The 25,804-nt window shown below is 71.4% G+C and carries 26 protein-coding genes and 1 pseudogene; 12 read left to right on the forward strand and 15 right to left on the reverse strand.

Annotation, left to right across the window (positions count from 1 at the left end):
- Positions 1 to 140: 140 nt before the first annotated feature.
- Complete coding sequence (locus ABH931_RS26475; protein WP_370118120.1) at positions 141 to 2,165, reverse strand: thioredoxin domain-containing protein; 2,025 nt, start codon at positions 2,163 to 2,165, stop codon at positions 141 to 143.
- 140 nt (positions 2,166 to 2,305) lie between these two features.
- On the opposite strand from ABH931_RS26475, the gene ABH931_RS26480 reads away from it, so the two are divergent.
- The 5 genes from ABH931_RS26480 to ABH931_RS26500 all read left to right on the forward strand — a co-directional run bounded on the left by ABH931_RS26480 (position 2,306) and on the right by ABH931_RS26500 (position 5,682).
- The gene (locus ABH931_RS26480; protein ID WP_370118123.1) at positions 2,306 to 2,851 is read left to right on the forward strand and encodes a hypothetical protein; all 546 of its coding nucleotides are present in this window, start codon (positions 2,306 to 2,308) and stop codon (positions 2,849 to 2,851) included.
- 377 nt (positions 2,852 to 3,228) lie between these two features.
- Positions 3,229 to 3,495: a helix-turn-helix domain-containing protein gene (locus ABH931_RS26485; RefSeq protein WP_370118125.1), complete on the forward strand. Its 267-nt coding sequence runs from the start codon at positions 3,229 to 3,231 to the stop codon at positions 3,493 to 3,495.
- An 89-nt stretch (positions 3,496 to 3,584) separates the two neighbouring features.
- Positions 3,585 to 3,941, forward strand: a complete 357-nt coding sequence (locus tag ABH931_RS26490; RefSeq protein ID WP_370118127.1) for a YciI family protein — start codon at positions 3,585 to 3,587, stop codon at positions 3,939 to 3,941.
- Positions 3,942 to 4,081: 140 nt separating this feature from the next.
- Positions 4,082 to 5,353, forward strand: coding sequence for an RNA polymerase sigma factor (locus tag ABH931_RS26495; RefSeq protein WP_370118236.1), 1,272 nt, complete (start codon positions 4,082 to 4,084; stop codon positions 5,351 to 5,353).
- A 26-nt stretch (positions 5,354 to 5,379) separates the two neighbouring features.
- A complete protein-coding gene (locus ABH931_RS26500) occupies positions 5,380 to 5,682 on the forward strand; it encodes a hypothetical protein (RefSeq protein ID WP_370118130.1) in 303 nt (100 codons plus the stop codon).
- A 65-nt stretch (positions 5,683 to 5,747) separates the two neighbouring features.
- Here the strand turns inward: ABH931_RS26500 and ABH931_RS26505 are convergent, their stop codons facing one another.
- Positions 5,748 to 6,758, reverse strand: coding sequence for an aldo/keto reductase (locus ABH931_RS26505; protein WP_370118133.1), 1,011 nt, complete (start codon positions 6,756 to 6,758; stop codon positions 5,748 to 5,750).
- A gap of 86 nt (positions 6,759 to 6,844) precedes the next feature.
- Between ABH931_RS26505 and ABH931_RS26510 the strand changes: the two genes are divergently transcribed.
- On the forward strand, positions 6,845 to 8,254 hold the full coding sequence (locus ABH931_RS26510; RefSeq protein WP_370118136.1) for a glutamate decarboxylase: 1,410 nt from the start codon (positions 6,845 to 6,847) through the stop codon (positions 8,252 to 8,254).
- A gap of 29 nt (positions 8,255 to 8,283) precedes the next feature.
- On the opposite strand, the gene ABH931_RS26515 is transcribed toward ABH931_RS26510, so the two are convergent.
- From ABH931_RS26515 to mca, 4 genes are all read right to left on the reverse strand, one after another.
- On the reverse strand, positions 8,284 to 9,738 hold the full coding sequence (locus tag ABH931_RS26515; protein WP_370118139.1) for a NarK family nitrate/nitrite MFS transporter: 1,455 nt from the start codon (positions 9,736 to 9,738) through the stop codon (positions 8,284 to 8,286).
- Between the two features lie 72 nt (positions 9,739 to 9,810).
- Positions 9,811 to 10,905: a HoxN/HupN/NixA family nickel/cobalt transporter gene (locus ABH931_RS26520; RefSeq protein WP_370118141.1), complete on the reverse strand. Its 1,095-nt coding sequence runs from the start codon at positions 10,903 to 10,905 to the stop codon at positions 9,811 to 9,813.
- A 98-nt stretch (positions 10,906 to 11,003) separates the two neighbouring features.
- Positions 11,004 to 11,207, reverse strand: coding sequence for a hypothetical protein (locus ABH931_RS26525; protein ID WP_370118144.1), 204 nt, complete (start codon positions 11,205 to 11,207; stop codon positions 11,004 to 11,006).
- Positions 11,208 to 11,222: 15 nt separating this feature from the next.
- Positions 11,223 to 12,119 carry a mycothiol conjugate amidase Mca gene (mca, locus tag ABH931_RS26530; protein ID WP_370118147.1) on the reverse strand — a complete coding sequence of 299 codons (897 nt, stop codon included), beginning with the start codon at positions 12,117 to 12,119 and terminating at the stop codon, positions 11,223 to 11,225.
- A gap of 106 nt (positions 12,120 to 12,225) precedes the next feature.
- Between mca and ABH931_RS26535 the strand changes: the two genes are divergently transcribed.
- Entirely contained in the window at positions 12,226 to 12,654 is a 429-nt protein-coding gene (locus ABH931_RS26535; protein ID WP_370118150.1) for a DUF4307 domain-containing protein, read from the forward strand.
- A 90-nt stretch (positions 12,655 to 12,744) separates the two neighbouring features.
- Positions 12,745 to 13,242, forward strand: a complete 498-nt coding sequence (gene greA / locus ABH931_RS26540; RefSeq protein ID WP_370118152.1) for a transcription elongation factor GreA — start codon at positions 12,745 to 12,747, stop codon at positions 13,240 to 13,242.
- A 43-nt stretch (positions 13,243 to 13,285) separates the two neighbouring features.
- Here greA and ABH931_RS26545 read toward each other — a convergent pair whose 3' ends face one another.
- The 3 genes from ABH931_RS26545 to ilvA all read right to left on the reverse strand — a co-directional run bounded on the left by ABH931_RS26545 (position 13,286) and on the right by ilvA (position 16,610).
- A complete protein-coding gene (locus ABH931_RS26545) occupies positions 13,286 to 14,134 on the reverse strand; it encodes an ABC transporter permease (RefSeq protein ID WP_370118155.1) in 849 nt (282 codons plus the stop codon).
- Positions 14,131 to 15,153 (reverse strand): ATP-binding cassette domain-containing protein, encoded by a 1,023-nt coding sequence (locus tag ABH931_RS26550; RefSeq protein ID WP_370118158.1) that lies wholly within the window; start codon positions 15,151 to 15,153, stop codon positions 14,131 to 14,133. The genes ABH931_RS26545 and ABH931_RS26550 overlap by 4 nt, the downstream gene beginning before the upstream one ends.
- A 239-nt stretch (positions 15,154 to 15,392) precedes the next feature.
- The gene (gene ilvA, locus ABH931_RS26555) at positions 15,393 to 16,610 is read right to left on the reverse strand and encodes a threonine ammonia-lyase (RefSeq protein WP_370118161.1); all 1,218 of its coding nucleotides are present in this window, start codon (positions 16,608 to 16,610) and stop codon (positions 15,393 to 15,395) included.
- Positions 16,611 to 16,681: 71 nt separating this feature from the next.
- Between ilvA and ABH931_RS26560 the strand changes: the two genes are divergently transcribed.
- Positions 16,682 to 17,152: a MarR family winged helix-turn-helix transcriptional regulator gene (locus ABH931_RS26560; protein ID WP_370118164.1), complete on the forward strand. Its 471-nt coding sequence runs from the start codon at positions 16,682 to 16,684 to the stop codon at positions 17,150 to 17,152.
- A 49-nt stretch (positions 17,153 to 17,201) separates the two neighbouring features.
- Here ABH931_RS26560 and ABH931_RS26565 read toward each other — a convergent pair whose 3' ends face one another.
- From ABH931_RS26565 to ABH931_RS26575, 3 genes and pseudogenes are all read right to left on the reverse strand, one after another.
- Positions 17,202 to 18,359 (reverse strand): cystathionine gamma-synthase, encoded by a 1,158-nt coding sequence (locus ABH931_RS26565; protein ID WP_370118167.1) that lies wholly within the window; start codon positions 18,357 to 18,359, stop codon positions 17,202 to 17,204.
- A gap of 50 nt (positions 18,360 to 18,409) precedes the next feature.
- Positions 18,410 to 18,895 carry an HAD domain-containing protein gene (locus ABH931_RS26570; RefSeq protein WP_370118170.1) on the reverse strand — a complete coding sequence of 162 codons (486 nt, stop codon included), beginning with the start codon at positions 18,893 to 18,895 and terminating at the stop codon, positions 18,410 to 18,412.
- Between the two features lie 29 nt (positions 18,896 to 18,924).
- Positions 18,925 to 19,308: pseudogene (locus tag ABH931_RS26575) on the reverse strand (DJ-1/PfpI family protein); the annotation flags it as partial.
- A gap of 188 nt (positions 19,309 to 19,496) precedes the next feature.
- Between ABH931_RS26575 and ABH931_RS26580 the strand changes: the two are divergent.
- Positions 19,497 to 20,555: a septum formation family protein gene (locus ABH931_RS26580; RefSeq protein WP_370118173.1), complete on the forward strand. Its 1,059-nt coding sequence runs from the start codon at positions 19,497 to 19,499 to the stop codon at positions 20,553 to 20,555.
- A gap of 27 nt (positions 20,556 to 20,582) precedes the next feature.
- Here the strand turns inward: ABH931_RS26580 and ABH931_RS26585 are convergent, their stop codons facing one another.
- The gene (locus ABH931_RS26585) at positions 20,583 to 21,800 is read right to left on the reverse strand and encodes an Ig-like domain-containing protein (RefSeq protein WP_370118176.1); all 1,218 of its coding nucleotides are present in this window, start codon (positions 21,798 to 21,800) and stop codon (positions 20,583 to 20,585) included.
- A 130-nt stretch (positions 21,801 to 21,930) separates the two neighbouring features.
- On the reverse strand, positions 21,931 to 22,254 hold the full coding sequence (locus tag ABH931_RS26590; RefSeq protein ID WP_370118180.1) for a hypothetical protein: 324 nt from the start codon (positions 22,252 to 22,254) through the stop codon (positions 21,931 to 21,933).
- Between the two features lie 94 nt (positions 22,255 to 22,348).
- On the opposite strand from ABH931_RS26590, the gene ABH931_RS26595 reads away from it, so the two are divergent.
- Entirely contained in the window at positions 22,349 to 22,600 is a 252-nt protein-coding gene (locus tag ABH931_RS26595; RefSeq protein ID WP_370118182.1) for a hypothetical protein, read from the forward strand.
- 349 nt (positions 22,601 to 22,949) lie between these two features.
- Here the strand turns inward: ABH931_RS26595 and ABH931_RS26600 are convergent, their stop codons facing one another.
- Positions 22,950 to 24,341: a cystathionine beta-synthase gene (locus tag ABH931_RS26600; RefSeq protein WP_370118185.1), complete on the reverse strand. Its 1,392-nt coding sequence runs from the start codon at positions 24,339 to 24,341 to the stop codon at positions 22,950 to 22,952.
- Between the two features lie 316 nt (positions 24,342 to 24,657).
- Between ABH931_RS26600 and ABH931_RS26605 the strand changes: the two genes are divergently transcribed.
- The gene (locus ABH931_RS26605; protein ID WP_370118188.1) at positions 24,658 to 25,734 is read left to right on the forward strand and encodes an SGNH/GDSL hydrolase family protein; all 1,077 of its coding nucleotides are present in this window, start codon (positions 24,658 to 24,660) and stop codon (positions 25,732 to 25,734) included.
- Positions 25,735 to 25,804: the final 70 nt, after the last annotated feature.

A 25,804-nucleotide genomic window follows, 5' to 3' on the forward strand; every position in this document is an offset into this window, starting at 1 on the left:
CCCGACTGGGAATGTGTGATGTGACGCACACTACCTGTCAGGTCCGCGCAGCCCACTCATCCTATTGGTCGATTCTTTGATGTTGTGCCAACCGCGCTGCACAGCAAGGGAAAAGAGTTTCCACAATAGACCGGATTTCCTTATTCCTGCGGCGGGCCGGGCACCGAACGAAGGCCTTCGGCGAGCCACTTCGGATCGGTGACCGGTGCCTCGCAGACGAACCCGCGGCAGAGGTAGGCGGCTGGCGACCCGTCGACGAGCGGCTGCTCCGGGCCGGCCACCGCCACCACCAGACCGGGCGCCGTTCCGGACAGCGCGGCCAGGCGCAGCGCGGCGGTGGCCGGATCATCCGGCGCTCCCGCGAGAGCGACCTTGCGGGGTCCGTCGAGCAGCGCCTGCGCCACCGCGAGCCCCCAGCCGACGAAGCGCGGCGCCTGCCCGGCCAGCGGCGTGACGACGGTCGACGCACGCTCGGCGGCGGTGCGGTGGCGCTCGGAGTCGGTGAGCGCGGCATAGGAGAGCAGCGCACCGGCGGCCGCCGTCCAGCCGGAGGGCGCGGCGTTGTCGGTCGGGTCCTGCGGGCGGCGGATCAGCTGTTCACCGTCGGAGGGCGTGTCGTAGAGCGCTCCTGACGTTTCGTCCGTGAACCGGGTCAACACCACGTCGAGCAGGTCCCCGGCGGCGTCGAGCCAGCGCGTGTCGCCGGTGACGCCGTGCAGGACGAGCAGACCCTCGGCGACGTCGCCGTAGTCCTCCAGCACGCCGGCGTTCTTCCCGGCCACCCCGTCACGCGAGGTGCGGCACAGCCGGCCCGCCGCGTCGCGGTGCACGTCCAGCAGCAGCGCGGCGGCGACGACCGCCGCGTCGAGGCAGTCCGGACGGTCGAGCAGCGCGCCGGCCTCGGCGAGCGCGGCGATCGCCAGGCCGTTCCAGGCGGCGACGACCTTCTCGTCCCGCGCGGGACGCGGCCGCAGGTCACGCGTGGCGAGGAGCCGGACCCGCGTCTGCTCGTCCGCGTCGCCGGGCTCGTCCTCGCCCGGCCACTGCAGGACGGAGGCGCCCTCCTCGAAGGTGCCCTGCGGCGTCACCCCGTAGCGCTCGGCCGCGCGGCGGCCGTCCTCCTCGCCGAGCGCGTCGACGAGTTGCCCGGGCGTCCACACGTAGAAGGCGCCCTCGTGGTGGCCGCCGTCCGGCCCGGCACTGTCCGCGTCCAGCGCGGAGGCGAAGCCACCCTCGGGTGTGCGCAGTTCACGCAGCAGGAAGTCCGCCGTGTCCTCGGCGACGCGCCGTGCGAGGGGGCTGCCGGTGGCCCGCCACAGGTGCAGGTAGACCCGGAGCAGGAGCGCGTTGTCGTAGAGCATCTTCTCGAAGTGCGGCACGACCCAGCGTGCGTCGACCGAGTAGCGGGCGAAGCCGCCGCCGAGCTGGTCGTGGATGCCGCCGCGGGCCATGGCCGCACAGGTGCGCTCGACCAGGTCCAGCGCGGCCCGCGAGCCGGTCGCGGCATGGTGGCGCAGCAGGAACTCCAGCACCATCGACGGCGGGAACTTCGGCGCGCCGCCGAACCCGCCGTTCCGCTCGTCGAACTCCCGCCCGAGACCCGCGAGCGCCTGCCGCATCGCCTCCGCCCCGGGCACGTCCGCGGCGGCGAGCCCCGCGTACACACCGCCGCGCCCGCTGAGCTCGTGCACGATCCGGTGCGCCACCTCGGCGACCTCCTCGCGCCGTCCCCGCCACGCGTCGGCGACGCCCTCCAGCACCTGCCGGAACGAGGGCAGGCCGTGCCGGGGCTGCGGCGGGAAGTACGTGCCGAAGTAGAACGGCTCCCCCTCGGGCGTCAGGAACACCGTCATCGGCCACCCGCCCTGCCCGGTGGCGGCCTGCACGGCCTCCATGTAGACCGCGTCCACGTCCGGCCGCTCCTCGCGGTCCACCTTCACCGCGACGAAGTGCTCGTTCAGGTACTCCGCGAGCCCGGCGTCCTCGAAGCTCTCGTGCGCCATGACATGACACCAGTGACAGGCGGCGTAGCCGACGCTCAGCAGGATCGGCACGTCCCGCTCCCGCGCCGCGGCGAACGCCTCGTCACCCCACTCCCACCAGTCGACCGGGTTGTCGGCGTGCTGCTGGAGATAGGGCGAGGTGGCGTCCGCGAGCCGGTTCATGCGCAGTAGCGTTTCACGCCCCGCGCCGTGATGCGCGGATCGGGAGGCTTTTGTCCATCCCCGGGTGGACGCGCGGGTCCACCCGGGGTTCCATCCAGGGGCTGAGCACTTGCGCACCGCCGGAACCCATAGTCGGACGCATGACGCTCACCGACTGGATCATCGACCTCGCTCTCCTCCTCATCGTCTTCCGCCAGCTGCGCGAGGAGCGGCTCACGGCGCGCACCGTGCTGCTGCCGCTGGGCATCGTCGGCTGGGTGGCCTACAGCTACCTGCACTCCATCCCCACCGCCGGGAACGACGCCGTCCTGGTGGGGCTGTTCACGGGCATCGGCGTGACGTTCGGCCTGCTCGGCGGCCTGCTCACCCGCGTCCGCACGCTCGACGGCTCCGTGCGCGTCAAGGCCACCGCGGGCGCCGCCGCCCTGTGGGTCCTCAGCATGGGCTTCAGGCTCGGCTTCGCCGTCTGGTCCTCGCACACCTCCGGAGAGACCCAGCTGGCCCACTTCTCCGCCGCCCACCACATCACCAGCGGCCAGGCCTGGGTGGCCGCCCTGGTCCTGATGGCCCTCAGCGAGGTGGTCGTGCGTCTCGGCACCATCGTCCTGCGCGGCCGCCTCCTGACCGGCCGCGAGAACCGGACCGGCGTCACGGCCGCGGCGCCCCACCCCCGCGCCTACGTGTGAGACGCGCCGCGTCGGACCTACTCGACCTCCGGCACGGACGCGGGTGCGGCACGGACGCGGGTGCGGCACCGCCGCGGACGGCGGAGCGCGGGGTCGGGACGAGGGTGCGGTCCAGTCGGGTGCGCAGCGTGGTGGCCGCGTCCAGGAGGTAGTTCTGGCGGACCTGCCAGGGGCGGCGGTCGCCCTGGCGGGGGAAGGCGGCGACGGAACGCTGGACGCAACCGGAGGCGAGGTCGAGCAGGGGGCGCTCGGCCAGCGGGCCCTCGGGGCGGGGGACGACGGCCGCGTAGTCGTGGCGGGACATGTGGCCCAGGACCTTGCAGACCAGCCGGGAGGTGAGGTCGGCCCGCAGGGACCAGGAGGCGTTGGTGTAGCCGATGCACAGCGCGAAGTTGGACCACGCCGCCGGGAGGGCCCTGGAGCTGGCCGCCGCCGACCACGGCACCACCTTCGCGCAGATCCTCGACGCGGAGCGCCGCGACGCCGCGCACCGGTACCTGACCGCGACGGACCTGCCGCTCTCGCAGATCGCCGCGCTGCTGGGGCTCTCCGAGCAGTCGGCGCTCACCCGCTGCTGCCGGCGCTGGTGGGCCGCGACGCCGACGGCGGTCCGCCGCGACGCGGCTGTGAACCGATCCGTCTGAGATTTCTTCGCGGCGGGTGTCGATTCCGGGTCGCGCCGAACGACGCGTTCACGAAAGGCTCGGACCGAACCACCCGAAAGGACACCGCCATGCGTTTCATGATGCTGCTCCGTCTCGACCCCGCCACACTGCCGGAAGCCGGTCCCGACGAGAAGCTGATGACGGAGATGGGTGAGCTGATCGCCGACATGACGAAGGCGGGTGTACTCGTCGACACCGGCGGCCTGCGCCCGCTGGACGAGTCGGTCCGGATCCGGCAGACCGGCGGACAGCAGACCGTGGTCGACGGCCCGTTCGCGGAGGCCAAGGAGTTCATCGGCGGCTACTGCATGCTCGACGTGGCCGACCAGGCCGAGGCCAAGGCCTGGGCCTCCCGCTTCCTGGCCCTGCACGGGCCGGAGTGGGACATCGAGACCGAGATCCGCCAGGTCGAGTCCCCGGAGTAGACCCGGGCGTGCTGTCATTGGTACCCGTGGCGGAGAAGGCGGAGAACGAGACCACCGACACGGGTACCGACCCGACCACCCCGGCCCGCACCGGGGCAGGCACCGGGGCCGGCGGCGACGCCCGCGCCGCCGTCGAGGCGGTGTGGCGGATCGAGGCGCCGCGGCTGATCGCCGGGCTGACCCGGCTGGTCCGGGACCTCGACCTCGCCGAGGAGCTGGCCCAGGACGCCCTCGTCGCCGCGCTGGAGCAGTGGCCCGCCGAGGGCGTGCCGCGCAACCCGGGCGCCTGGCTGACGACCACCGCCAAGCGCCGCGCGATCGACGGGATCCGGCGCAACGAGCGCCTCGCCCACAGACTGCGACTGCTCGGCCACGAGCAGGAGATCGCCCAGCAGCTCAGAAGCTGGGAGCCGGAGGCGGCGGACCCGAAGGGGATCCAGGACGACCTGCTGCGCCTGGTCTTCACCGCCTGCCACCCGGTGCTGGGCCGCGAGGCGCGCGTCGCGCTGACCCTGCGGCTGCTCGGCGGGCTGACCACGGACGAGATCGCCCGCGCCTTCCTGGTGCCGGAGCCGACCGTCGCCCAGAGGATCGTGCGCGCCAAACGCACGATCGCCGCCAAGCGCTTGCCCTTCGAGGTGCCGCAAGGCGCGGAGCTGCGGGAACGGCTGGCCTCCGTGCTGGAGGTGGTCTACCTCGTCTTCAACGAGGGCTACTCGGCCACCGCCGGGGAGGAGTGGATGCGCCCCGCCCTGTGCGAGGACGCGCTGCGGCTGGCCCGTGTCCTCACCGGGCTGCTGCCACAGGAGCCCGAGGTGCACGGACTGGCGGCGCTGCTGGAGTTGCAGGCCTCCCGGTCGCGCGCCCGGGTGGACTCGGCCGGCGCGCCGGTGCTGCTGCTCGACCAGGACCGGTCCCGCTGGGACGGGCTGCTGGTCCGCCGCGGCTTCGCGGCGCTCGCCCGCGCCGACGAGCGGGCCCGCGCCCGGGGCGAGAGGCCCGGGCCCTACGCCCTGCAGGCGGCGATCGCCGCCTGCCACGCGAGCGCGCCCACCGCGCAGACCACCGACTGGCGGGCGATCGCCCGCCTCTACGGCGCGCTCGCCGCGTCGACCGGCTCCCCCGTCGTCGAGGTGAACCGGGCCGTCGCCGTCGGCATGGCCGAGGGGCCGCAGGCGGGCCTCGCGGTGCTCGACGCGGTGGCCGGGGCGCCCGCGCTGCGCGACTACCACCTGCTGCCCAGCGTCCGCGGGGACCTGCTGGCGCGCCTGGGCCGCGCGGACGAGGCGCGTGCGGAGTTCGAGCGCGCGGCGGCCCTCACCCGCAACGAGGCCGAGCGCGCGTTGCTGCGCGAACGGGTCGCCGGGCTGGGCGTGCGGCACCCCCCGGGCGGGACGACGATGGATGCGTAGCCCACCGACGAAAGGAGGTGGAACTCATGCGCATGCTCATGACGATCCGCCTCGACAACGACAAGACCAGTCAGGCCATCACCGACAAACGTCTCGCCGAGTTCATGCAGACCAATCTCGGCCGCCTCCAGCCCGAAGCCGCCTACTTCGCCACCATCGACGGACAGCGAGGCGGCTTCGTCGTGTTCGACATGAAGGAACCCGCGCAGATGCCGTCGATCGCCGAGCCGTTCTTCCAGGAGCTCGGCGCCGAGGTGACCTTCTCCCCGGTCATGGTGCCCGAGGACATCGGCCGGGGCCTCGACCCCGGCTACCAGCCGCCGTCCTGACCGCGAACCCCGGCGAACCCCGGCGAACCCCGCCCGAACCCCGCCTGAACCCGCCGCGCGCCGGACTACCAGGCGAACGCCTCCGGTGCGGGGCCCGGGCCGGGGAAGATCTCGTCGAGCCCGGCCAGCAGCTCCGCCGAGAGCGTCAGCTCCACCGCGCGCAGCGCGGAGTCCAGTTGCTCCCGGGTGCGCGGGCCGACGATCGGACCGGTGACGCCGGGTCGGGTCAGCAGCCAGGCCAGCGCCACCTCACCGGGCTCCAGGTCGTGCTTGGCCACCAGGTCCTCGTACGCCTGCACCTTGGCGCGCAGCACCGGATCGCCGAGCCCCGCCGCCGAGCGGCCCACCCTGGTGCGGGCGCCGCTCCCCTCGGCCTCCTTGCGCAGCGCACCGCCGAGCAGGCCCTGGTGCAACGGCGACCACGGGATGACCCCGAGCCCGTACTCCTGCGCCGCCGGGATCACCTCCAGCTCGGCGCGCCGCTCGACGAGGTTGTACAGGCACTGCTCGCTCACCAGGCCGAGCCCCAGCCGCCCGCGCCGGGCGGTCTCGTTGGCCTGGGCGATCTTGTAGCCGGCGAAGTTCGACGAGCCCGCGTAGAGGATCTTGCCCTGCTGGACCAGCACGTCGACGGCCTGCCAGATCTCCTCGAACGAGGTCAGCCGGTCGACGTGGTGGAACTGGTAGACGTCGATGTGGTCCGTGCCGAGCCGGCGCAGGCTGGCCTCGACGGCCCGGCGGATGTTGACGGCCGAGAGCCGGTCGAAGTTGGGCCAGGAGGCGTCGACGATGCCCTCACCGTCGATCATGTTGCCGTAGACCTTGGTGGCCAGCACGACCTTCTCGCGCCGGCCGCCGCCCTTGGCGAACCAGGAGCCGAGGATCTCCTCGGTCAGGCCCTTGTGTTCGGTGACGCCGTAGATGTTGGCAGTGTCGAAGAAGTTGATCCCCGCGTCGAGGGCGGCGTCCATCAGGTCGTGGCTTGCGGCCTCGTCGGTCTGCGGGCCGAAGTTCATCGTGCCGAGGACGAGACGGCTGACCTTGACCCCGGTGCGTCCGAGCTGCGTGTATTCCATGACGCCCATCCAACGCTCTTGGAGCGCACTCGAAGCAAGCGTTTCCCGGCGCGACCGCGGCGGCTGCCGCGCCTAGGGTGGACCACATGGCGCTGCATCAGGGACAGGACAAGCAACACCCACTGGACCTCCCGCGCGTGACCGGCGTGGAGGACCTCCTCAACGGGATGGAGCAGGCGGTCCCGAAGAACCGGATTCCGCCGGGCCCGCTCCCGGCCGCAATCACCCACCAGCTGATCCGCGACGAGCTCCTGCTCGACGGCAACGCGCGGCTCAACCTCGCCACCTTCGTGACCACCTGGATGGACCCGCAGGTGACCGAGCTCATCGGCGAGTGCCTCGACAAGAACATGATCGACAAGGACGAGTACCCCCAGACGGCCGAGTTCGAGCGCCGCTGTGTGAACATCCTCGCCGACCTGTGGCACGCGCCGGATCCGACCCAGGCGGTGGGCTGCTCCACCACGGGCTCCAGCGAGGCCTGCATGCTGGCCGGAATGGCCCTGAAGCGTCGCTGGATGCAGCGCAACCGGGAGAAGTACGACAACGGCACCGCCAGACCCAATCTGGTGATGGGCGCCAACGTCCAGGTCTGCTGGGAGAAGTTCTGCAACTTCTGGGAGGTCGAGTGCCGACTGGCTCCCATGGAGGGCGACCGCTTCCACCTCGACGCGGAGTCCGCGCTGGCCCTGGTCGACGAGAACACCATCGGTGTCGTCGCCGTGCTCGGCTCGACCTTCGACGGCAGCTTCGAGCCGGTCAAGGAGATCTCCGACGCGCTGGACGCACTGCAGGAGCGCACCGGCCTGAACGTCCCCGTCCACGTCGACGGCGCGTCCGGCGGCATGATCGCGCCCTTCCTCGACCCGGACCTGCTCTGGGACTTCCGTCTGCCGCGCGTCGCGTCGATCAACACCTCGGGCCACAAGTACGGCCTGGTCTACCCCGGCGTCGGCTGGGCACTGTGGCGTGACGCGGAGGCGCTGCCGGAGGAACTGGTCTTCCGGGTCAACTACCTCGGCGGCAACATGCCGACCTTCGCCCTCAACTTCTCGCGCCCCGGCGCGCAGGTGATCGCCCAGTACTACAACTTCCTCCGTCTGGGCCGCGCCGGCTACACGGCCGTCCAGCAGGCGAGCCGTGACGTCGCCATCCGGCTGGCCGAGGGCATCGCCGCCCTCGGCCCCTTCCGGCTGCTGACGCGCGGCGACGAGCTGCCCGTCTTCGCCTTCACCACGACGGACGACGTGACGTCCTTCGACGTGTTCGACGTCTCCCGCAGGCTCCGCGAACGCGGCTGGCTGGTCCCGGCGTACACCTTCCCGGAGAACCGGACCGATCTGGCGGTGATCCGTATCGTCATCCGCAACGGGTTCACCCTCGACCTGGCCGACATGCTCCTGAACGACCTGGCCCGGCTCATTCCCGAGCTCCAGGCCCAGCCGAGCCCGGGAACCGAGCACGGCGTGCAGGCCAGGAGCGGCTTCCACCACTGACCCGGACCGGCTCCGGGACCGGTCAGGCCCTAGCTCGGGTCGGGCGCGCCGCGGCGTGCGTAGCGGAGCCAGCAGACGACGAGGCAGGTGCCGTAGAAGGCGACGAAGCTCCACAGCGCACTGGTCACCGAGAAGTTCGCGAACATCGCCGGGATGAAGAAGAACCCGTACGCCGCGATCGCCGAGGAGAACCCGGTCACCGCGCCGGACTCCATCTCCGCCTGCCGCAGCGCCGCGGCCTGTGCCGCCTCGCCCTTGCCGGAGGCGGCCCGCAGCGCGCGGTTGCGGAAGATCACCGGGATCTGCTGGAACGTCGAGCCGTTGCCGAGGCCCGAGAAGGAGAACGCGCACAGGAACGCGATCAGGAAGCCCCAGAAGTTGCCGCCCGCGCCGCCGGACGGCAGGAAGGCGATGACCGCCACGATCGACGCCGCCATGCCGGCGAAGGAGATCAGGGTGACCTTCGCGCCGCCGATGCGGTCCGCCAGCCAGCCGCCGCCCCAGCGGGTGAGCGCGCCGCACAGCGGGCCGAGCCAGGCGTAGGTGGTGGCCGAGTAGGCCGGGTTCAGCGGGGTGAAGGTGGTCTTGATCAGCAGCGGCAGCGCCGCCGCGAAGCCGATGAACGAGCCGAAGGTGCCGACGTAGAGCCAGGTCATCAGCCAGGTGTTGGAGCGCTTGAAGACCACCCGCTGCTTGCGGAAGGGCGCTGCCGAGGCCTTGAGGTCGTTCATCAGGAACCAGGCCAGCCCGGCCATCACCAGCAGCAGCGGGATCCAGAGGAGGGCGCCGTTCTGGAGCCAGACCTGCCCGCCCGCCTTCTTGGCCTGCGGCCCGCCGGCCGGGGCCAGCAGCACACCCGCGGTCACGACCAGCGGGGCGACCAGCTGAACCACCGAGACGCCGAGGTTGCCGAGCCCGCCGTTGATGCCGAGCGCGTTGCCCTTGAGGCGCTTGGGGTAGAAGAAACCGATGTTGACCATGGACGAGGCGAAGTTGGCGCCGCCCATGCCGCACAGCGCGGCGATCAGCAGCATCACCCAGTACGGCGTCGAGGTGTCCTGCACCGCGAAGCCGAGCCAGGCGAGCGGGACCACCAGCACGACCGTGCTGAGCGCGGTCCACCTGCGCCCGCCGACCAGCGGCATCACGAAGGTGTAGACGATCCGCAGCGTGCCGCCGGTCAGGCCGGGCACCGCGGTGAGCCAGAACAGCTGCGAGGCGCTGAACGGGAAGCCGACGGCCTGCAGGTTGACCACCGTCACGGACCAGACCTGCCAGACCACGAAGCCGAGCAGCAGGGCCGGGACGGAGATCCACAGGTTCCGGGCGGCGACCTTGCGGCCCCGGGTCAGCCAGAAGGCCTCGTCCTCGGGCTTCCAGTCGGTGATGGTCCTTCCGGGACGGTACTGGGCGCCGTCGGGTTCTGCTCCCGGCGCTGGTACGGACTCCGGTTCGGCTGTGGTGCGCTGGCTTACCTGTTGCATACCTCCCAGATTCGCGCCGCACCCGGCGCCGAATCTGCGGTGCAACGTCCCGACCTGGACCTGACGAAGGTCCTACTCCTCGCCGGTGGCGGGCGCGAGCGCCCACTTCTCCTCGACCCGGCCGAAGCGCCAGAACGCGAGCGCCACCACCCAGGTGGCCACGAAGAGCCCGACGATCACGAAGCCGACGTTGTTCAGGTTCAGCCCGGCGATCCAGCCGACCACGCCGCCGCTGATGTTCAGCTTCTCGGCCAGCAGCCCGGTCAGCTCGATGCCGCCGATGATCACGGCGACCGCCACCGAGAGCCCGGTGATGGTGATGTTGTAGTAGACCTTGCGGACCGGCTGCGAGAACGCCCACTCGTAGGCGAAGTTCATGAACGAGCCGTCGATGGTGTCCAGCAGCGACATGCCAGCGGCGAAGAGGACCGGCAGGGTCAGGATCGCGTACCAGGGCAGCGAGAACGCCGAGGCGCCACCCGCGAGCACCAGCAGCGAGACCTCGGTGGCGGTGTCGAAGCCGAGGCCGAACAGCAGGCCGACCGGATACATGTGCCACGGCTTGGTGACGGCCTTGGTGACCCGGCCCAGGATGCGGTTCATCAGCCCGCGCTTGTTCAGGTGCTCCTCGAGCGCGGCCTCGTCGTAGTGGCCGCCGCGCATCTTCCTGAAGACCTTGATGATGCCGACCAGCACCACCGCGTTGATCACGGCGATCAGCATCAGGAAGACGCCGGAGACGGTCGTGCCGATGGTCCCGGCGACGCTCTGCAGTGTCGAGGAGCCGTTCTCCACCTGGCCCGCCAGGGCCTTCACGCCGAAGGAGAGCAGCAGGCAGAGGCCGAAGACCACGGACGAGTGGCCGAGCGAGAACCAGAAGCCGACCGAGAGCGGGCGCTTGTCCTCACCCATCAGCTTGCGCGTGGTGTTGTCGATCGCCGCGATGTGGTCGGCGTCGAAGGCGTGCCGCATGCCGAGCGTGTAGGCGGTCAGGCCCATGCCGATGCCGAAGACCTGGGTGCCCACCTGGTAGTGGTGGGGGGCGACGATCAGCGCCAGGACCCCCCACCCGACGACGTGCAGGGCGAGGACGAACGCCGCCATGCCCCCCAGCCGGGCCCACTCGCGCCGGGTCAGAGCGCCCTTGATGCGCGTGATCGTCCCCATGCCACACACCCCTCCGTGGATCAGCTGCCGATCCACCGTAGGGGCTGGTGATATTTAGTTGCAAGTTGTTCGCAATAGCGAACAGCTCGCGTCTCGCGTTACGGCTTCTTGAGGTCCTCGGCGGCGACGGGCTCGGGCTCCTCGACGAAGTCGACCTTGCCCAGCGAACGGTTCATCGCCTTGAGGATCCACCAGGTGCCCGCGCCCAGTGCGGCGAAGACCAGGAAGCCGAGGATGCCCGGCGTGACCTTGTTCTGGTCCAGGGCGAGCAGGGCGGTGGCGGCGGGGTGCATGGCAGTCATCACGAGTCCATGGTCTCAGGAGGCGTTGGAGATCTTGGCGGCACCCACCTGGATCCCGTCGAACAGGTCTCCCTCCGGGATCGTGGAGTCCACCAGCGAGCGGGCCAGCTCGTAGTCCTCCGTCGGCCAGACCTCCCGCTGGATCTCCAGGGGCACCCGGAACCACGGGCCGTCCGGGTCGATCTGGGTGGCGTGGGCGATCAGCGCCTTGTCCCGGATCTCGAAGAAGTCGCCACAGGGCACCTTCGTGGTGATCTCGCGCGGCTTGCGGTCCGAGTCCTCCCAGCGGGCGATCCACTCCTTGTACGGGGACTCCAGACCGCGCTCGTTCATCGCCGCGTCCAGCGCCCTGATCCGCTCCAGGGAGATGCCCTGGTTGTAGTAGACCTTCAGCGGCTGCCACGGCTCGCCCGCCTCGGGGTAGGCGTCCGGGTCACCCGCCTTGTCGAAGGCCACCATCGTGATCTTGTGGGTCATGATGTGGTCCGGGTGCGGGTAGCCGCCGTTCTCGTCGTACGTGGTGACCACGTGCGGACGGAACTCGCGGATCAGCTTCACCAGCGCGCCGGCCGCCTCCTCCACCGGCTGGAGCGCGAAGCACCCCTCCGGCAGCGGCGGCAGCGGGTCGCCCTCCGGCAGGCCGGAGTCGACGAAGCCCAGCCATGCCTGCTTGACGCCGAGGATCTCCCGCGCGGCGTCCATCTCCTTGGCGCGGACCTCGTGGATGTTCTCCTCGATCCACGGGTCGCCCTGGAGCTTGGGGTTCAGCACCGAACCGCGCTCGCCCCCCGTACATGTGGCGACGAGCACGTCCACACCGCGTGAGACGTACATCGCCATGGTGGCCGCGCCCTTGCTGGACTCGTCGTCCGGGTGCGCGTGCACCGCCATCAGTCGCAACTGCTCAGTCACTGCCCCTGTGCCCTTCGTCTTCGGTACAGACTCCTATAGTGACGGACAGGGGCATGCCGTTGATTCCGCGATCATGAGCGGAACCCCCGAAGGAGGCCAAAGTCCGATGGCGGATACCACCCCGGACGTAGGACCCGCGCCCGCCGCGGCTCCGACCCGACCCCCCGCGGGCCGCTACGGCCGCCGCGACGAGGCGAAGGCCAAGGTGCGCGGCAAGCGCCTCTACTACGTCACCGTGGCGCTGGTGGTGGCCCTGGTCGCCGCGATCGGCTACAAGTACGCCTCCGGCCAGAGCGTCAACGGAGAACTCCAGACCTTCCGGGTGGTCTCCGACCACGAGGTCAGGATCACCCTCCAGGTCAGCAAGCCCGCCGACAAGGCGGTCTCCTGCACGGTCCGCTCCCGCGACGACAACGGCGACGAGGTCGGCCGTCTCAGCGTCGAGATCCCCAAGGGCAGCGGCGAGGCGCAGACGACGGTCGTGCTGAAGACCACAGCTCGCGGCACCACCGGCGAGCTCGTCGGCTGCTCCTGACTCTTCGCGCCGGAATTGTTAGGGTGGGGGTTTCGCCCGTTCTCCCCGAGCGGGCGATGATTTGTATCCCAGTACCTACGAGGAGCACCAGTGACCCAGACCAGCGACAACGTCACCTGGCTCACCCAGGAGGCGTACAACCAGCTCCGTGCCGAGCTGGAGCACCTGTCGGGTCCGGCACGCAACGAGATCGCGCAGAAGATCGAGCAGGCCCGCGAAGAGGGCGACCTCAAGGAGAACGCCGGCTACCACGCCGCGCGCGAGGAGCAGGGCAAGATGGAGCTGCGCATCCGCCAGCTCACCCAGCTCCTGGAGCGCGCCAAGGTCGGCGAGGCTCCCGCGGACAACGGCGTGGTCGGCCCCGGCATGAGCGTCACGGTCGCCTTCGACGGCGACCTGGACGACACCATGACCTTCCTGCTCGGCTCCCGCGAGGCCGCGTCGAGCGACATCGAGGTCTACTCCCCGCAGTCGCCGCTGGGCCGCGCGATCGTCGGCCAGAAGGTCGGCACCGACGTGACCTACGAGCTCCCGAACGGCCGCAAGGCGAACGTGAAGATCACCGAGGCCAAGCCCTACACCGGCTGAGACCTCCCGCGACGCTCCCCCGTACCGCTCCGCCGGGCCGACCTCAGGCCGTGGCGGAGCGGTACTTGCGTACGGACAGGTACGAGAAGACCGCCATGATCAGCAGCGACCAGCCGACCGAGACCCAGACGGCGTGCTGCATGGGCCAGGACGTGTTCGGGGCCCCGGTCGGGTTGCCGAACAGCTCGCGGCAGGCCTGCACCGTGGCACTGAACGGGTTCCAGTTGGCGATCGGCTGGAGCCAGCTCGGCATCCCGGAGACCGGTACGAAGGCGTTCGAGACGAAGGTCAGCGGGAACAGCCAGATCAGCCCGGCCGAGGTGGCCGCCTCGGGGCTGCGCACGGAGAGACCGATCAGCGCGCCGATCCAGGAGAAGGCGTAGCCGAGCAGCAGGAGCAGGCCGAAGCCGCCCAGCGCCTGGAGGAAGCCGTTGTTGATCCGCCACCCGATGAGGAAGGCGACGATCGCCAGCACCAGCACCGTGAACGCGGTCTGCACCAGGTCGGCCAGCGTCCGGCCGACCAGCACGGCCGCGCGCGCCATGGGCAGCGACCGGAACCGGTCCACCAGGCCCTTGGTCATGTCCTCCGCGATGCCGGCCGAGGCCCCGGCCACCGCGAAGGTGACGGTCTGCGCGAAGATACCCGCCATCAGGTACTGCTTGTAGGAGTTCGGGTCGCCGCCCGGCACCTGGATGGCGCCGCCCATCACGTAGGTGAACAGCAGCACGAACATGACCGGCTGCATCAGCCCGAAGACGACGATCTCGGGGATGCGGGTCATCCGGCGAAGGTTCCGCTTCGCGACCACCCACGAGTCCCGCAGCATCCCGACCACGCCGCCGCGGATCTGCCGCGGCGCCGCGCCGGTGGTGAGCGTCGTGGCGGTCATACCCGGGCCTTCTTCCTGCTCGTGGCGGCCTCTTCCGGCTTCTCCCCGTCCGCGTCCCCGTCCGTGTCCTCACCGGACTCGGTCACGTGACCGGTGAGCGAGAGGAAGACGTCGTCGAGGGTGGGGCGGCGCAGACCGATGTCGTGGATGAGGACGTCGTTCGCGTCCAGCTCGCGGATCACGTCCGCGAGCACCCGGGCGCCGCCGCTCACCGGCACGGTGATCCGCCGGGTGTGCGGCTCGACCGTGGGCTCGCCGATGGCGTACGGCGCCAGTGCGGCCACGGCCGTGGCCAGCATCGCGGGATCGGTGACGACCACCTCGACGCGCTCCCCGCCGATCTGCGCCTTCAGCTGGTCCGCGGTGCCGCGGGCGATGACCCGGCCGTGGTCGACGACGGCGATGTCGTGGGCGAGGCGGTCGGCCTCCTCCAGGTACTGCGTGGTCAGCAGCAGCGTGGTGCCCTCGGCGACCAACTGCTCGATGACCTCCCACAGGGCCATCCGGTTGCGCGGGTCGAGTCCGGTGGTCGGCTCGTCCAGGAACATCACCGGCGGCCGGACCACCAGCGCGGCGGCGAGGTCGAGGCGGCGGCGCATGCCGCCGGAGTAGGTCTTGGCGATCCGCCCGGCGGCGTCGGAGAGGTTGAACCACTCCAGCAGCTCCTTGGCTCGCGCCTTGGCCTCGCGCGCGGACATCTGGTAGAGCTCGCCGACCATCTGCAGGTTCTCCTGCCCGGTCAGGTACTCGTCGACGGCTGCGTACTGGCCGGACAGCCCGATCAGGCTGCGCACCTTGTCCGGGTGCTTCAGCACGTCGACGCCGGCGACGGTGGCTCTGCCCGAGTCCGGCCGCAGGAGCGTGGTGAGCACCCGCACCGTCGTCGTCTTCCCGGCCCCGTTGGGGCCGAGCAGCCCCAGCACGGTGCCCTCCGGCACGTCCAGGTCCACACCGTCGAGCGCCCGCACGTCCCCGAAGGTCCGCACCAGCCCCTCGGCGGAGATGGCTGCCTCGCTCATCGACTCCCGCTCCCTCCGGCGATCAACAACGCGATCTCCCCAGCCTCGCGCATGAAGGCAGCCGTCGCATGTCCATCGGCGGAAGTCGCGCCACCCAGGGGCGCGGGGAACCGCGCGACAAGCCACCCGGTGCGGCCAGCTCCCGAACGAGCAGGGCCGTCCGCACCCCGTGGTTGCTCGCGCCCCGCGGCGGAGCCGCTGACGGGCGGAGCCCCGCGCCCCCGAGGTGAGTGCGACTCCTACGCCTGCGACAGCACCACGTAGCCCGACTCGCGGAGTTCGGCGACGACCGAGGCGCAGTGCTCGCCGCCCTTGGTCTCCAGGTGCAGGTCCACCTCCGCCTCGCCGATGCCCAGCTTCGGGTCGGTGCGCACGTGCGCGACGTCCACCACGTTCGCGTCCGTGCGCGACAGCACACTGAGCAGGTCTGCCAGCGCGCCGGGGCGGTCGTTGATGCGGAGACGGAGCGAGAGGTAGCGGCCCGCGGCCGCCATGCCGTGCCGCAGCACGCGCTGCATCAGCAGCGGGTCGATGTTGCCGCCCGAGAGGACCGCGACGACCGGGCCCTCGATCTCCGTGCCGTGCTCCAGCAGCGCCGCGACCGGGCTCGCTCCCGCCGGCTCCACCACGAGCTTGGCCCGCTCCAGGCAGACCAGCAGGGCCCGCGCCAGCGCGTCCTCGCTGACGGTCAGCACGCCGTCGGCGAGCTGGTTGATGATCTGGAACGGCACCTCGCCGGGGCGGCGGACCTGGATGCCGTCGGCCATCGTCCCGCACTTCTCCAGCGTGACCGGGCGGCCGGCCCGCAGCGACGGCGGGTACGCGGCCGCGCCCTCCGCCTGGACGCCGAGCACCCGCACGTCGGGGCGGACCTGCTTGACCGCTGCCGCCACGCCCGCGAGCAGGCCGCCGCCGCCCGTGCCGACCAGGATGGTCCGCACCTCGGGGCACTGCTCCAGGATCTCCAGGCCGACGGTGCCCTGGCCGGCGACCACGTCCGGGTGGTCGAAGGGGTGGATGAAGACGGCGCCGGTGGTCTCGGCGTACTGGAGCGCCGCCTCGAGCGTCGCATCGAAGTGGTCGCCGACCAGGCGCACGTCGGCACCGTAGTCGCGGGTCGCGGCGACCTTGGGGAGCGGCGCCGCGACGGGCATGAAGACCGTCGAGCGGACGCCGAGGGTGTTCGCCGCGAGTGCCACGCCCTGCGCGTGGTTGCCCGCGCTGGCGGCGACGACCCCGGCCGCGCGCTCGGCGGGCGAGAGCCCGGCGATGCGCACGTAGGCGCCGCGCAGCTTGAACGAACCGGTGCGCTGCAGGTTCTCGCACTTGAGCTGGACCGGGGCGCCGATCAGCGACGAGAGGTAGCGGCTGCTCTCCATGGGGGTGACACGGGCGAGGCCCGAGAGCATCTTGTGGGCCCCTCGGACGTCGTCGAGGGTGATCGGCCAGGCGTTCATAGGGTTCAGCCTAGGGCCTGGCGCGGATACGCTCGGAGAGCTCAGCCGTACGACAGATCGCGACGATGCCGATGCCCGAGAAGCGCCTGCCCGACACCGCCCACGCGGAGCTCTACGACCGGCTCCAGTACCAGGTCGCGATCTTCGCGCGCCGGGTGGAACAGGCCCGGATCGGCGCCCTGGGCGACCAGCGGAACTCGATGGACCGGGCGGCGTTCCTGCTGCTCAACCGGTTGGACCGGACCGGGCCCGTGGGCGTGAAGGCGCTGGCGCAAGCGATGGGCATCGACTCCTCCACGGTGACCCGGCAGGTCGCCCCGCTGGTCGACTGCGGCCTGGTGGACCGGGTGCCCAACCCGGACGACGGCCGGGCGGTGCTGCTGGAGCTCTCCGAGCAGGGGCGCGGGCGCCTTTCCGAGGTGCGCGCCTCGCGGCAGGAGCTGATGCGGATGCTGCTGGACGACTGGCCGCGGGAGGAGCAGGAGAGCTTCGTGGCGCTGCTGACCAGGTTCAACCAGTCCATCGAGGCGCACCGGCCGTAGGCGGTGCGCCACCGCGCCGCCGCGCCGCCGCGCCTCGACGGTGGACCGGTCAGCCCAGTGCGCGCTGCAGGTCGGCCAGCAGGTCGTCGACGGACTCGATGCCGACGGAGAGCCGGACCAGGTCGCTCGGCACCTCCAGGGCGGAGCCGGCGGCCGAGGCGTGGGTCATCCGGCCCGGGTGCTCGATCAGCGACTCGACGCCACCGAGCGACTCGCCGAGGGTGAACAGCTCGGCCCGGTTGCAGACCTGCACCGCGGCCTCCTCGCCGTCACGGTGCCGGAAGGACACCATGCCGCCGAAGGCGCGCATCTGCTTGGCCGCGATCTCGTGGCCCGGGTGCTCCGGCAGGCCCGGGTAGAGCACCTGGGAGATCTTCGGGTGTCCGGTCAGGAACTCCGCGATCCGCGTGGCGTTGGAGCTGTGACGGTCCATCCGGACGCCGAGGGTCTTGATGCCGCGCATGACCAGCCAGGAGTCGAACGGCCCGGCCACGGCACCCATGGCGTTCTGGTGGTACGCCAGCTCCTCGCCGAGCGCGGCGTCGTCGGTCACCAGCGCGCCGCCGACGACGTCGGAGTGGCCGCCCATGTACTTGGTGGTCGAGTAGACGACCACGTCCGCGCCCAGCGCCAGCGGCTGCTGGAGGTAGGGGCTGGCGAAGGTGTTGTCGACGACCAGCAGCGCGCCGGTGTCGTGGGAGATGTGCGCGAGCGCGGAGATGTCGGCGATGCCGAGCAGCGGGTTGCTGGGCGTCTCCGTCCAGATCACCTTGGTGTTCGGCCGCACGGCGGCGCGCACGCTCTCCGGGTCCTGGGTGTTGGCCACCGACCACTCGACGCCCCAGCGAGAGAGCACCTTGGAGAAGAGGCGGAAGGTGCCGCCGTAGGCGTCGTTGGGGATCACGATGTGGTCCCCGGGCTTGGTGACGGTGCGCAGCAGAGTGTCCTCGGCGGCCAGCCCGGAGGCGAAGGCGAGGCCTCTACGGCCACCGTCCAGCGCGGCGAGGTTCTCTTCCAGCGCGGTGCGGGTGGGGTTGGCGGAGCGGCTGTACTCGTAACCGCCGCGCAGGCCGCCGACGCCGTCCTGCTTGTAGGTGGAGACCTGGTAGATGGGGGTGACCACGGCCCCGGTCTGCGGGTCCGCCTCCTGCCCGGCGTGGATGGCCAGGGTCTCGAAGGCGTAGTGGTGGTGCTCGTGCTCGCTCATGTGCCCTGAGCGTAGTCCGCCGGGCGGGCCGACGCCCGTTCCCACGGCCCTCAGCGAGGGGGCCAGGTGAGGATCGCGCTCCGGATCGCCGCGAGGTCCTGCGCGCACAGCCCGCGCACCGGGTCGACGGCATGGAGCAGGGCCGGCCCGGGGTGGTGCGCGGCCACCCAGCGCCGGTCCGCCGCACCGATCTCGTCGTCGACCCAGACGAAGGGCTGCCCCGCGGCGTGGGCGAGGATCGGCCGGGTCTTCCAGTGCAGCCCGGGCGGGCCGTCGTGCTCCGGTTCGTCGAGGACCGCGAGCGGTGGCAGGCCCAGCCGCGGCGCGACCGTCGCGTTGGCCTCCGCACCCCAGGTGGTCGCCCAGACGAGTTCACACCCGAGGTCCAGCAACTGCACTCCCAGCGCCGGGTCCGCCCGGGCGAGCAGCGGACCGGCGGCTTCGGCCGGCGGCGGCGGGTAGGTGCGGTGGTCGCGGCCGCCGAAGGGGATCAGCACACCGTCGATGTCCAGGAAGAGCAGCGGGCCACGGGTCATGGCCGCACGGTAGCCCGTCGCCGGTCCGGCTACAGCTCGCTGACGATGCCGAGGTGGGCCGCCCGCATCGCCGCGACGAGTTCCGGGGCGGCGGAGGCGACCGAGCCCGAGTGGTGGGGCGGGTGCGGGTCGTACTCGACGAGCAGCTGGATCGACTCGGCCGTGGTGTCCCCGGCCCAGCGTCCGGCGAGGTGCAGGGCGAGGTCGAGCCCGGCCGATACGCCCGCCGCGGTCGCGTACTTCCCGTCCAGGACGACCCGCTCGCTGACGGGGGCGGCGCCCATGGCCGTCAGATGGTCGAGCGCGTGCCAGTGGGAGGTGGCGCGGCGGCCGCCGAGGAGTCCGGCGGCGGCGAGCAGCAGCGAGCCGCTGCAGACGGAGGCGGTCCAGGTGGTCGACGCGTCGATGCGGCGGGCCCGACGGCGTCCAGCGCCGTGAATCGGTCGTACAGCGGGATGGCGATGCGCATCGGTTCACACTCCTCGTCGGAAGAACGGAACAGTGACGTACGGGGCAGCAATGCCGTGTTTCCCACCACCCGAGACGGAGAAGCGAAAGAACTGTTCGAAGCCACGACACCCGATCGGCTACTCTCGCGCGGGTGACCCAGACCCCGCCGCCCCCGGGCGTGTTCCAGCAGCCCGCCTACGGGCCCGCGCCGGTCCCCGCGCCCGCGTCGGCCGAGGGGAAACTGAGCGCGCTGGCCGTCTGCGCGCTGGTCGCCTCGGGGATCGCGCTGGTGCCGGTGGGCGTCGTGCTGGGCATCGTCGCGCTCTTCCGTACCCAGCGGCTGCGGCAGCGCGGCAAGCGCCTGGCCGTGGTCGCACTGTCGCTGTGCGCGGCCTGGACCGCGCTGGGCATGGCGGCGATCATCACCGGCGCCGCGGTGGTGGCCTCCCACACGGGTGACGTCGACGCCTTCGCCCCGGGCACCTGCTTCGACTACCACGACGGCGTGGACGTCACCGAAGGCGTGGACGTCCTTTCCTGCGGCAACCCTCACGACGGCGAGGTCGTCGCCCACCAGGGCCTGGGCAGCAGCTACCCCGGCGAGGACGCGGCGGCCCGGGAGTCCGTGGTCGGCTGCATCGGCGACGCCGCCCGCGCGATCCCGGACGCCGATGCCCCCGATCCGGCCGTCACCCGGGTCAAGGTCTACTACCCCTCCCCCGACGCCTGGGACGCGGGCATGCGGTCGGCCACGTGCGTGCTGACGCACGTGGACCACAGCCCGATGACCGGCGACGCCCTCGACGGCTCCTCGCTGACGCCGCAGCAGCGGCAGGTGCTTCAGACGACCAACGAGACGGTGCTGCTCCGCCTCAAGCTGCTCGACGTCCCGGCGAGCGGCTGGAAGATCGCCGCCGCCCTCGAGCAGCGGCTCGCCACGGCCGACCAGGCCGAGAGCGCGGCGCTGGCCGCGCTGGCGGCCGACCCCCCGGCCGGCACCACCTCCGACCTCCCGGTCTCGCTGCACGACCTCTCCGCCGCGGACACGACCGAGGCCGCCCAGGCCCGCTCGGTCGCGGCGGGCATCATCGGCGAGAGCTCCTGGCAGTCCCGGATCGACGCGGGCGACCAGCCGTACCTCGACACGACGTCGGCCTACAAGGACCTCCGCAGCTCCCTCGGCGTCCCCGCCCCGGGCGCACTCGGCTAGGACCCCGGCGGGCAGCAGGCCCGGCGGCTACGCCTGGACCGCGCTGCCGGCCTTCCACGACGGCCAGTCCATGTTCCAGCCGTTCAGGCCGTTGGCGGGGTCCACCGTGCGGTCGCCGGAATTGACGACCTGGACGACGTCGCCCACGAGCGAGCTGTTGTAGAACTTCGCCCCCGGCGTGCTCGGGTCGGACGCCCCCTTGGCGTCGTGCAGGCCGATGCAGCCGTGGCTCGTGTTCTCGTTGCCGAAGGTGCCCACCGACCAGTAGTTGCCGTGGATGAAGGTCCCGGACGTGGTCAGCCGCTGCGCGTGCGGCACGTCGGCGATGTCGTACTCGCCGCCCAGGTTGACGGTGCGTGAGTCCATCCGGGTCTGCAGCAGCTTCTCGGAGATCACCATCTTGCCCGCCCAGGTGGTGTGCTCGGGGCTGCCGCCGGAGATCGGGAACTGCTGGGTGACCTGGCCGTCCCGGGTGACGGTCAGCTGCTTGGCCCCCAGGTCGGCGACGCTGGTCTGGCTCCGGCCGATGGTGAAGGTCGCCGATTTGGCCTGGGTGCCGAAACGGCCCGGCGCGCCCTGGAGGTCCTTGAGCGCGAGGGTGACAGTGACCTTGGTGCCGGGCTTCCAGTACTCCTGCGGGCGGAAGTCCAGCCGGGTGTCGCCGAACCAGTGGCCCACGATCTCGACAGGCGGTTCGGCCGTCACGGTGACGGCCTTCTGCACGGCCGCCTTGTTCGTGATCGCGTTGTTGAAGTTGATCGACACCGGCATGCCGACCCCGACGGTCACGCCGTCGTCGGGTGTGTACACACCCACGAAGGTCTTCGCGGGCTTGCCGGTCGTGAACGCGGACGTGCTGGTCGCCGCCGTGCCAGCGGTGTCCTTGGTGACGGCCGCGAGCTTGTACCCGGCGCTGGAGGCGAGCGGGGTCGTGCTGGTCCAGCCGCTCCTGTCCGCGGAGAGCCGACCGGCTATCTGCTTGCCGTCAGGGCCGGTCAGCGTCACCGAGTCCAGCGTCCCACCGGCGACCTGGACGGTGACCGGCGTGGTCATGTCCACCCCGGTCGCACCGTCCTTCGGGGTGACGCTCACCGTCGCCTTGGAGGCCACCGGTGACGAGCCCCCGGAGGCCCCGGAGCCCTTGCCGTCCGATCCGGAACCCGAACACGCTGCCAGCAGCAGCACCGGCGTCCCGACCATGCCCGCCACCACGGACCGTCGGGTCCAGTTCGCCGCTGTCGTCATCTCGTCCGCTCCTGCCTTCCGGGTGTAGTGCGCTTATCACCCTAAACAGGACTGCCAGTAACGCCCAATTCGGACTTCTCAGGCAATACTCATCTGGCGGAAGGTCACCGCCCGGCGCCCCGCCCCGGACTCACTCCTCGGCACCGGCCTCGAAGGGCTCCCAGTCCTCGGTGTCCTCGTCGTAGTCCACGGGCTGGGTCTCCCAGCCGGCCTCGGCCAGCTCGACACCGGGGATGTTCGCCAGCATCGCGACCGGGTCGATGAAGTGGGCGACGGCACCGCTCGGGTCGAGGTTGATCGCCTCGACCGCCTCGGCGCGCTCGTCGTCCTCCAGGTACTCGTCCTTCTCGACCTGCTCCAGCGCCGCCGCCTGGAGCGCCTTCTCGTCGACGATCTCGGCGATCAGCTCGATCTGCAGCCGGATGTACCGCGGGGAGCTGCTCTCAGTAGTCATGGGCCGAGCCTATCCAAAGGCCGGGAAGGTGATTAGCATCGTCCGGACCAGCGCGAAACAGCCGTGATCACGGCCGTCGTACGTAGGAGCGCCCGTGGGTCGCCGCCATCTCACCTTCACCGCCGTCGCGGCCGGCATCGGCACGGCAGCGATTCTGGCCGTCTCGCCCTATGCCTCGTCAGGTGCCTCCCCGGTGGCGCCGGTTCACACCGCCGCCACCGCGAGCACCGTGTTCACACCGTCCGATTCGGTCCGCACGAACGGGACGCCGTACCTGGTGGGCGGCGCGGGCTTCCTGCTGGCCGGTGCGGGCCTGGTCGTCGTCCGCCGACGCGCCACGATGTGAGCCGCAGCGTCCGAGCGGCGTGAAACCCGCCCGAGAACACCAGTAGGGCCGGCCCCGCGGGGCCGGCCCTACTGTCTCCGTCCTGTTCCCCCACCCGGGAACGCGGAGCTGGTGCCGCGGGGCGCCGCACCCCATCGTTGGACCGACAGGGGCGGGACGACGGCGATCCCCGCGGGCTGGACGCGGCCGGCCGGGTCAGGGCCGTCCGACGCGTCCTGGTGACGGCGGAGTCCGGGAGCCGCTCCATTCCCCGCTGTCACCACGCTCGGCTTCTTGCCGTGACAACAACAATGCCGGAGCGTTGTTAACCACGTGCTGCCGGTACGTGACGCCTACGTACCATTTGGACCTACTGTCGCGACAGGAACGCGAGCAGGTCCTGACGCGTGACGATGCCCTGCGGCTTGCCCTGCACCAGCACGACCGCGGCGTCGGCCCGGCCGAGCACGGTCATCAGGCTGCTGACCGACTCCATCGAGCCGACCACCGGGAGCGGCGCCGACATGTGGGTGCCGAGCGTGTCCTCCAGCGTGAAGCGCTTGGCGATCAGACCGTCCAGCAGGTCGCGCTCGACGATGGAACCGATGACCTCACCGGCCATCACGTCCGGGTGGCCGGCGCCCGGGGAGACCACCGGCATCTGCGAGACGCCGTACTCGCGCAGGATCTGGACCGCCTCGCCGACCGTCTCGTCGGGGTGCACGTGGACGAACTGCGGGATGCCCTCGTGCTCGATGGCGTCCTTGCGGGCCAGGACGTCCCCGACGTGGGCCTCGTCGCCGCCCTCCTCCATGAAGCCGTAGTCGCGCATCCACTCGTCGTTGAAGATCTTGCTCAGGTAACCGCGGCCGGAGTCCGGCAGCAGCACCACGACGACGTCGTCCGGGCCGAGCCGCTTGGCGACCTCCAGCGCGGCCACGACCGCCATGCCGCAGGAGCCGCCCACCAGCAGGCCCTCCTCCTTGGCGAGGCGGCGGGTCATCTGGAAGGAGTCCTTGTCCGAGACCGGCACGATCTCGTCGGCGACCGTGCGGTCGTAGGCGGTGGGCCAGAAGTCCTCACCGACGCCCTCGACCAGGTACGGACGGCCGGTGCCGCCGGAGTACACCGAACCCTCGGGGTCGGCGCCGACGACCTGGACCTTGCCGCCTGAGGCGTCCTTCAGGTAGCGGCCGGTCCCGGAGATGGTGCCGCCGGTGCCCACGCCGGCCACGAAGTGGGTGATCTTTCCCTCGGTCTGGTCCCACAGCTCCGGGCCGGTGGAGTCGTAGTGGGAGGCCGGGTTGTTCGGGTTGGAGTACTGGTCCGGCTTCCAGGCGCCCGGCGTCTCGCGGACCAGGCGGTCGGAGACGTTGTAGTAGGAGTCCGGGTGCTCAGGCGCGACGGCGGTCGGGCAGACCACGACCTCGGCGCCGTAGGCGCGCAGCACGTTGATCTTGTCGGTGGAGACCTTGTCCGGACAGACGAAGATGCACTTGTAGCCCTTCTGCTGGGCCACGATCGCGAGACCGACACCGGTGTTGCCGGAGGTGGGCTCGACGATGGTCCCCCCGGGCTTCAGCGCCCCCGAGGCCTCGGCGGCCTCGATCATCTTCATGGCGATGCGGTCCTTCACCGAACCGCCGGGATTGAAGTACTCCACCTTGGCCAGGACCGTGGCGGAGATGCCTTCCGTCACCTTGTTCAGCTTGACCAGGGGGGTGTTCCCGACCAGGTCGATGATCGAGTCGTGGTACCGCAACGGATCCTCCGCGGTGTGGCGGTGCGAGCGAAATATGCGGAGCGCACGGTTTGTCGACCCCGCGGGTGCCAGCGTAATGCGGGAGACTCGGTCCAAGGCACGCTCGCGGGCGCGGCAGGCGGCGGCGTCGGTCGGCGGAGGCGGTCCGCCCGGGCGGTGGACGGCCGAAACCGTACGGATGCTGCGCGCACGGCCGAAACACAAGCGCGCCGCGAGACGTTACCGGGTATTGACGCAGTGATGCCGATACTCCGCGTCGCTGCGGGCCGCCACAAACGGTCCCGGTGGCCGGAGCCCTACCCACTTGGGGGTGGTCATGTCACGAGCACGAGTTGCCCGACGCATCGCCGCGGCTGCGGCCTACGGCGGTGGCGGAATCGGCCTCGTCGGTGTCGGGCTCGTCGGCCTGCTGCTGGCCGAGGCCAAGATCGCCGAGCACCAGCTGGACTCGCTGAAGGGGGAGCCGCCCCGCGCGGACGGCCGCTACGGGACGGCCTTCGCCGCCGCCGACGCCCGACCGCTCATGTTCGCCGTCCTCGGCGACTCCACCGCCGCCGGCTTCGGGGTCGACCGCGGCCGGGAGACCCCGGGCGCGCTGCTGGCGGTGGGCATCGCCTCCGTCACCGAGCGGCCCGTCGACCTCTTCGTCGTCGCCGCCAACGGCGCGACCTCGGAGGATCTGCCCCGGCAGATGGAAGCGCTGCTCCAGATGACCGGCCCGGAGGGTCCGGAGCTGGCCATGATCATGATCGGCGCCAACGACGTCACCCAGATGACCAAGCGCGCCACCGCGGTGCGCCTGCTCGGCGACGCCCTCAAGCACCTGCGCGCGCTCGGCTGCGAGGTGGTCGTGGGCACCTGTCCCGACCTCGGCACGATCGAGCCGGTCCGCCCGCCGCTGCGCTGGCTGGCCCGGCGTGCCAGCCGCCAGCTCGCCGCGGCACAGGCGATCACGGTGGTCGAGGCGGGCGGACGCACCGTCTCCCTCGGCGACCTGCTGGGCCAGGAGTTCCGCGGCCGCCACGAGATGTTCGCCTCCGACCGCTACCACCCCTCGGCCCAGGGCTACGCCACCGCCGCCATGGCCATGCTGCCGACCCTGTGCGCCGCACTCGGTGTCTGGCCGGAGATCCCCCGGGAGCAGCGCGCCGAGGGCCTGCACACTCTTGCCAAGGCCGCGGCGGTCGCCGCCTCCCACGGCGGCACCGAGGTCGCCCCGGCGGGCCACTGGGCCCAGCTGCTGCGCCGGGCGCGCCGCCCGCTGAGCGCCGTCGGCAACGGCGGGAGCGCCGACGGGAACGGCGGGGTGGAGCACGTGCCCGACGACGCCGCCGAGGCGGTGGCCGACCCGGCCCTGTCCACCTCCCTGTCTACGTCAGACAGCTCACAGTGACGGAGCACTGACGGACCCCCTACCAGGGAGTAGCTTTCTGGCAGGCCTGTCGTCATCACCCGGCTACCTC

The organism is Streptacidiphilus sp. MAP12-33 (genome assembly GCF_041261265.1).
Taxonomy (GTDB): domain Bacteria; phylum Actinomycetota; class Actinomycetes; order Streptomycetales; family Streptomycetaceae; genus Streptacidiphilus.

Coding starts and splice junctions, on each gene's coding strand:
- ABH931_RS26475 (WP_370118120.1), bottom strand. CDS start 2,165: ATGAACCGGCTCGCGGACGCCACCTCGCCCTATCTCCAGCAGCACGCC.
- ABH931_RS26480 (WP_370118123.1), top strand. CDS start 2,306: ATGACGCTCACCGACTGGATCATCGACCTCGCTCTCCTCCTCATCGTC.
- ABH931_RS26485 (WP_370118125.1), top strand. CDS start 3,229: ATGCACAGCGCGAAGTTGGACCACGCCGCCGGGAGGGCCCTGGAGCTG.
- ABH931_RS26490 (WP_370118127.1), top strand. CDS start 3,585: ATGCGTTTCATGATGCTGCTCCGTCTCGACCCCGCCACACTGCCGGAA.
- ABH931_RS26500 (WP_370118130.1), top strand. CDS start 5,380: ATGCGCATGCTCATGACGATCCGCCTCGACAACGACAAGACCAGTCAG.
- ABH931_RS26505 (WP_370118133.1), bottom strand. CDS start 6,758: ATGGAATACACGCAGCTCGGACGCACCGGGGTCAAGGTCAGCCGTCTC.
- ABH931_RS26510 (WP_370118136.1), top strand. CDS start 6,845: ATGGCGCTGCATCAGGGACAGGACAAGCAACACCCACTGGACCTCCCG.
- ABH931_RS26515 (WP_370118139.1), bottom strand. CDS start 9,738: ATGCAACAGGTAAGCCAGCGCACCACAGCCGAACCGGAGTCCGTACCA.
- ABH931_RS26520 (WP_370118141.1), bottom strand. CDS start 10,905: ATGGGGACGATCACGCGCATCAAGGGCGCTCTGACCCGGCGCGAGTGG.
- ABH931_RS26525 (WP_370118144.1), bottom strand. CDS start 11,207: ATGACTGCCATGCACCCCGCCGCCACCGCCCTGCTCGCCCTGGACCAG.
- ABH931_RS26535 (WP_370118150.1), top strand. CDS start 12,226: ATGGCGGATACCACCCCGGACGTAGGACCCGCGCCCGCCGCGGCTCCG.
- ABH931_RS26545 (WP_370118155.1), bottom strand. CDS start 14,134: ATGACCGCCACGACGCTCACCACCGGCGCGGCGCCGCGGCAGATCCGC.
- ABH931_RS26550 (WP_370118158.1), bottom strand. CDS start 15,153: ATGAGCGAGGCAGCCATCTCCGCCGAGGGGCTGGTGCGGACCTTCGGG.
- ilvA (WP_370118161.1), bottom strand. CDS start 16,610: ATGAACGCCTGGCCGATCACCCTCGACGACGTCCGAGGGGCCCACAAG.
- ABH931_RS26560 (WP_370118164.1), top strand. CDS start 16,682: ATGCCCGAGAAGCGCCTGCCCGACACCGCCCACGCGGAGCTCTACGAC.
- ABH931_RS26565 (WP_370118167.1), bottom strand. CDS start 18,359: ATGAGCGAGCACGAGCACCACCACTACGCCTTCGAGACCCTGGCCATC.
- ABH931_RS26570 (WP_370118170.1), bottom strand. CDS start 18,895: ATGACCCGTGGCCCGCTGCTCTTCCTGGACATCGACGGTGTGCTGATC.
- ABH931_RS26585 (WP_370118176.1), bottom strand. CDS start 21,800: ATGACGACAGCGGCGAACTGGACCCGACGGTCCGTGGTGGCGGGCATG.
- ABH931_RS26590 (WP_370118180.1), bottom strand. CDS start 22,254: ATGACTACTGAGAGCAGCTCCCCGCGGTACATCCGGCTGCAGATCGAG.
- ABH931_RS26605 (WP_370118188.1), top strand. CDS start 24,658: ATGTCACGAGCACGAGTTGCCCGACGCATCGCCGCGGCTGCGGCCTAC.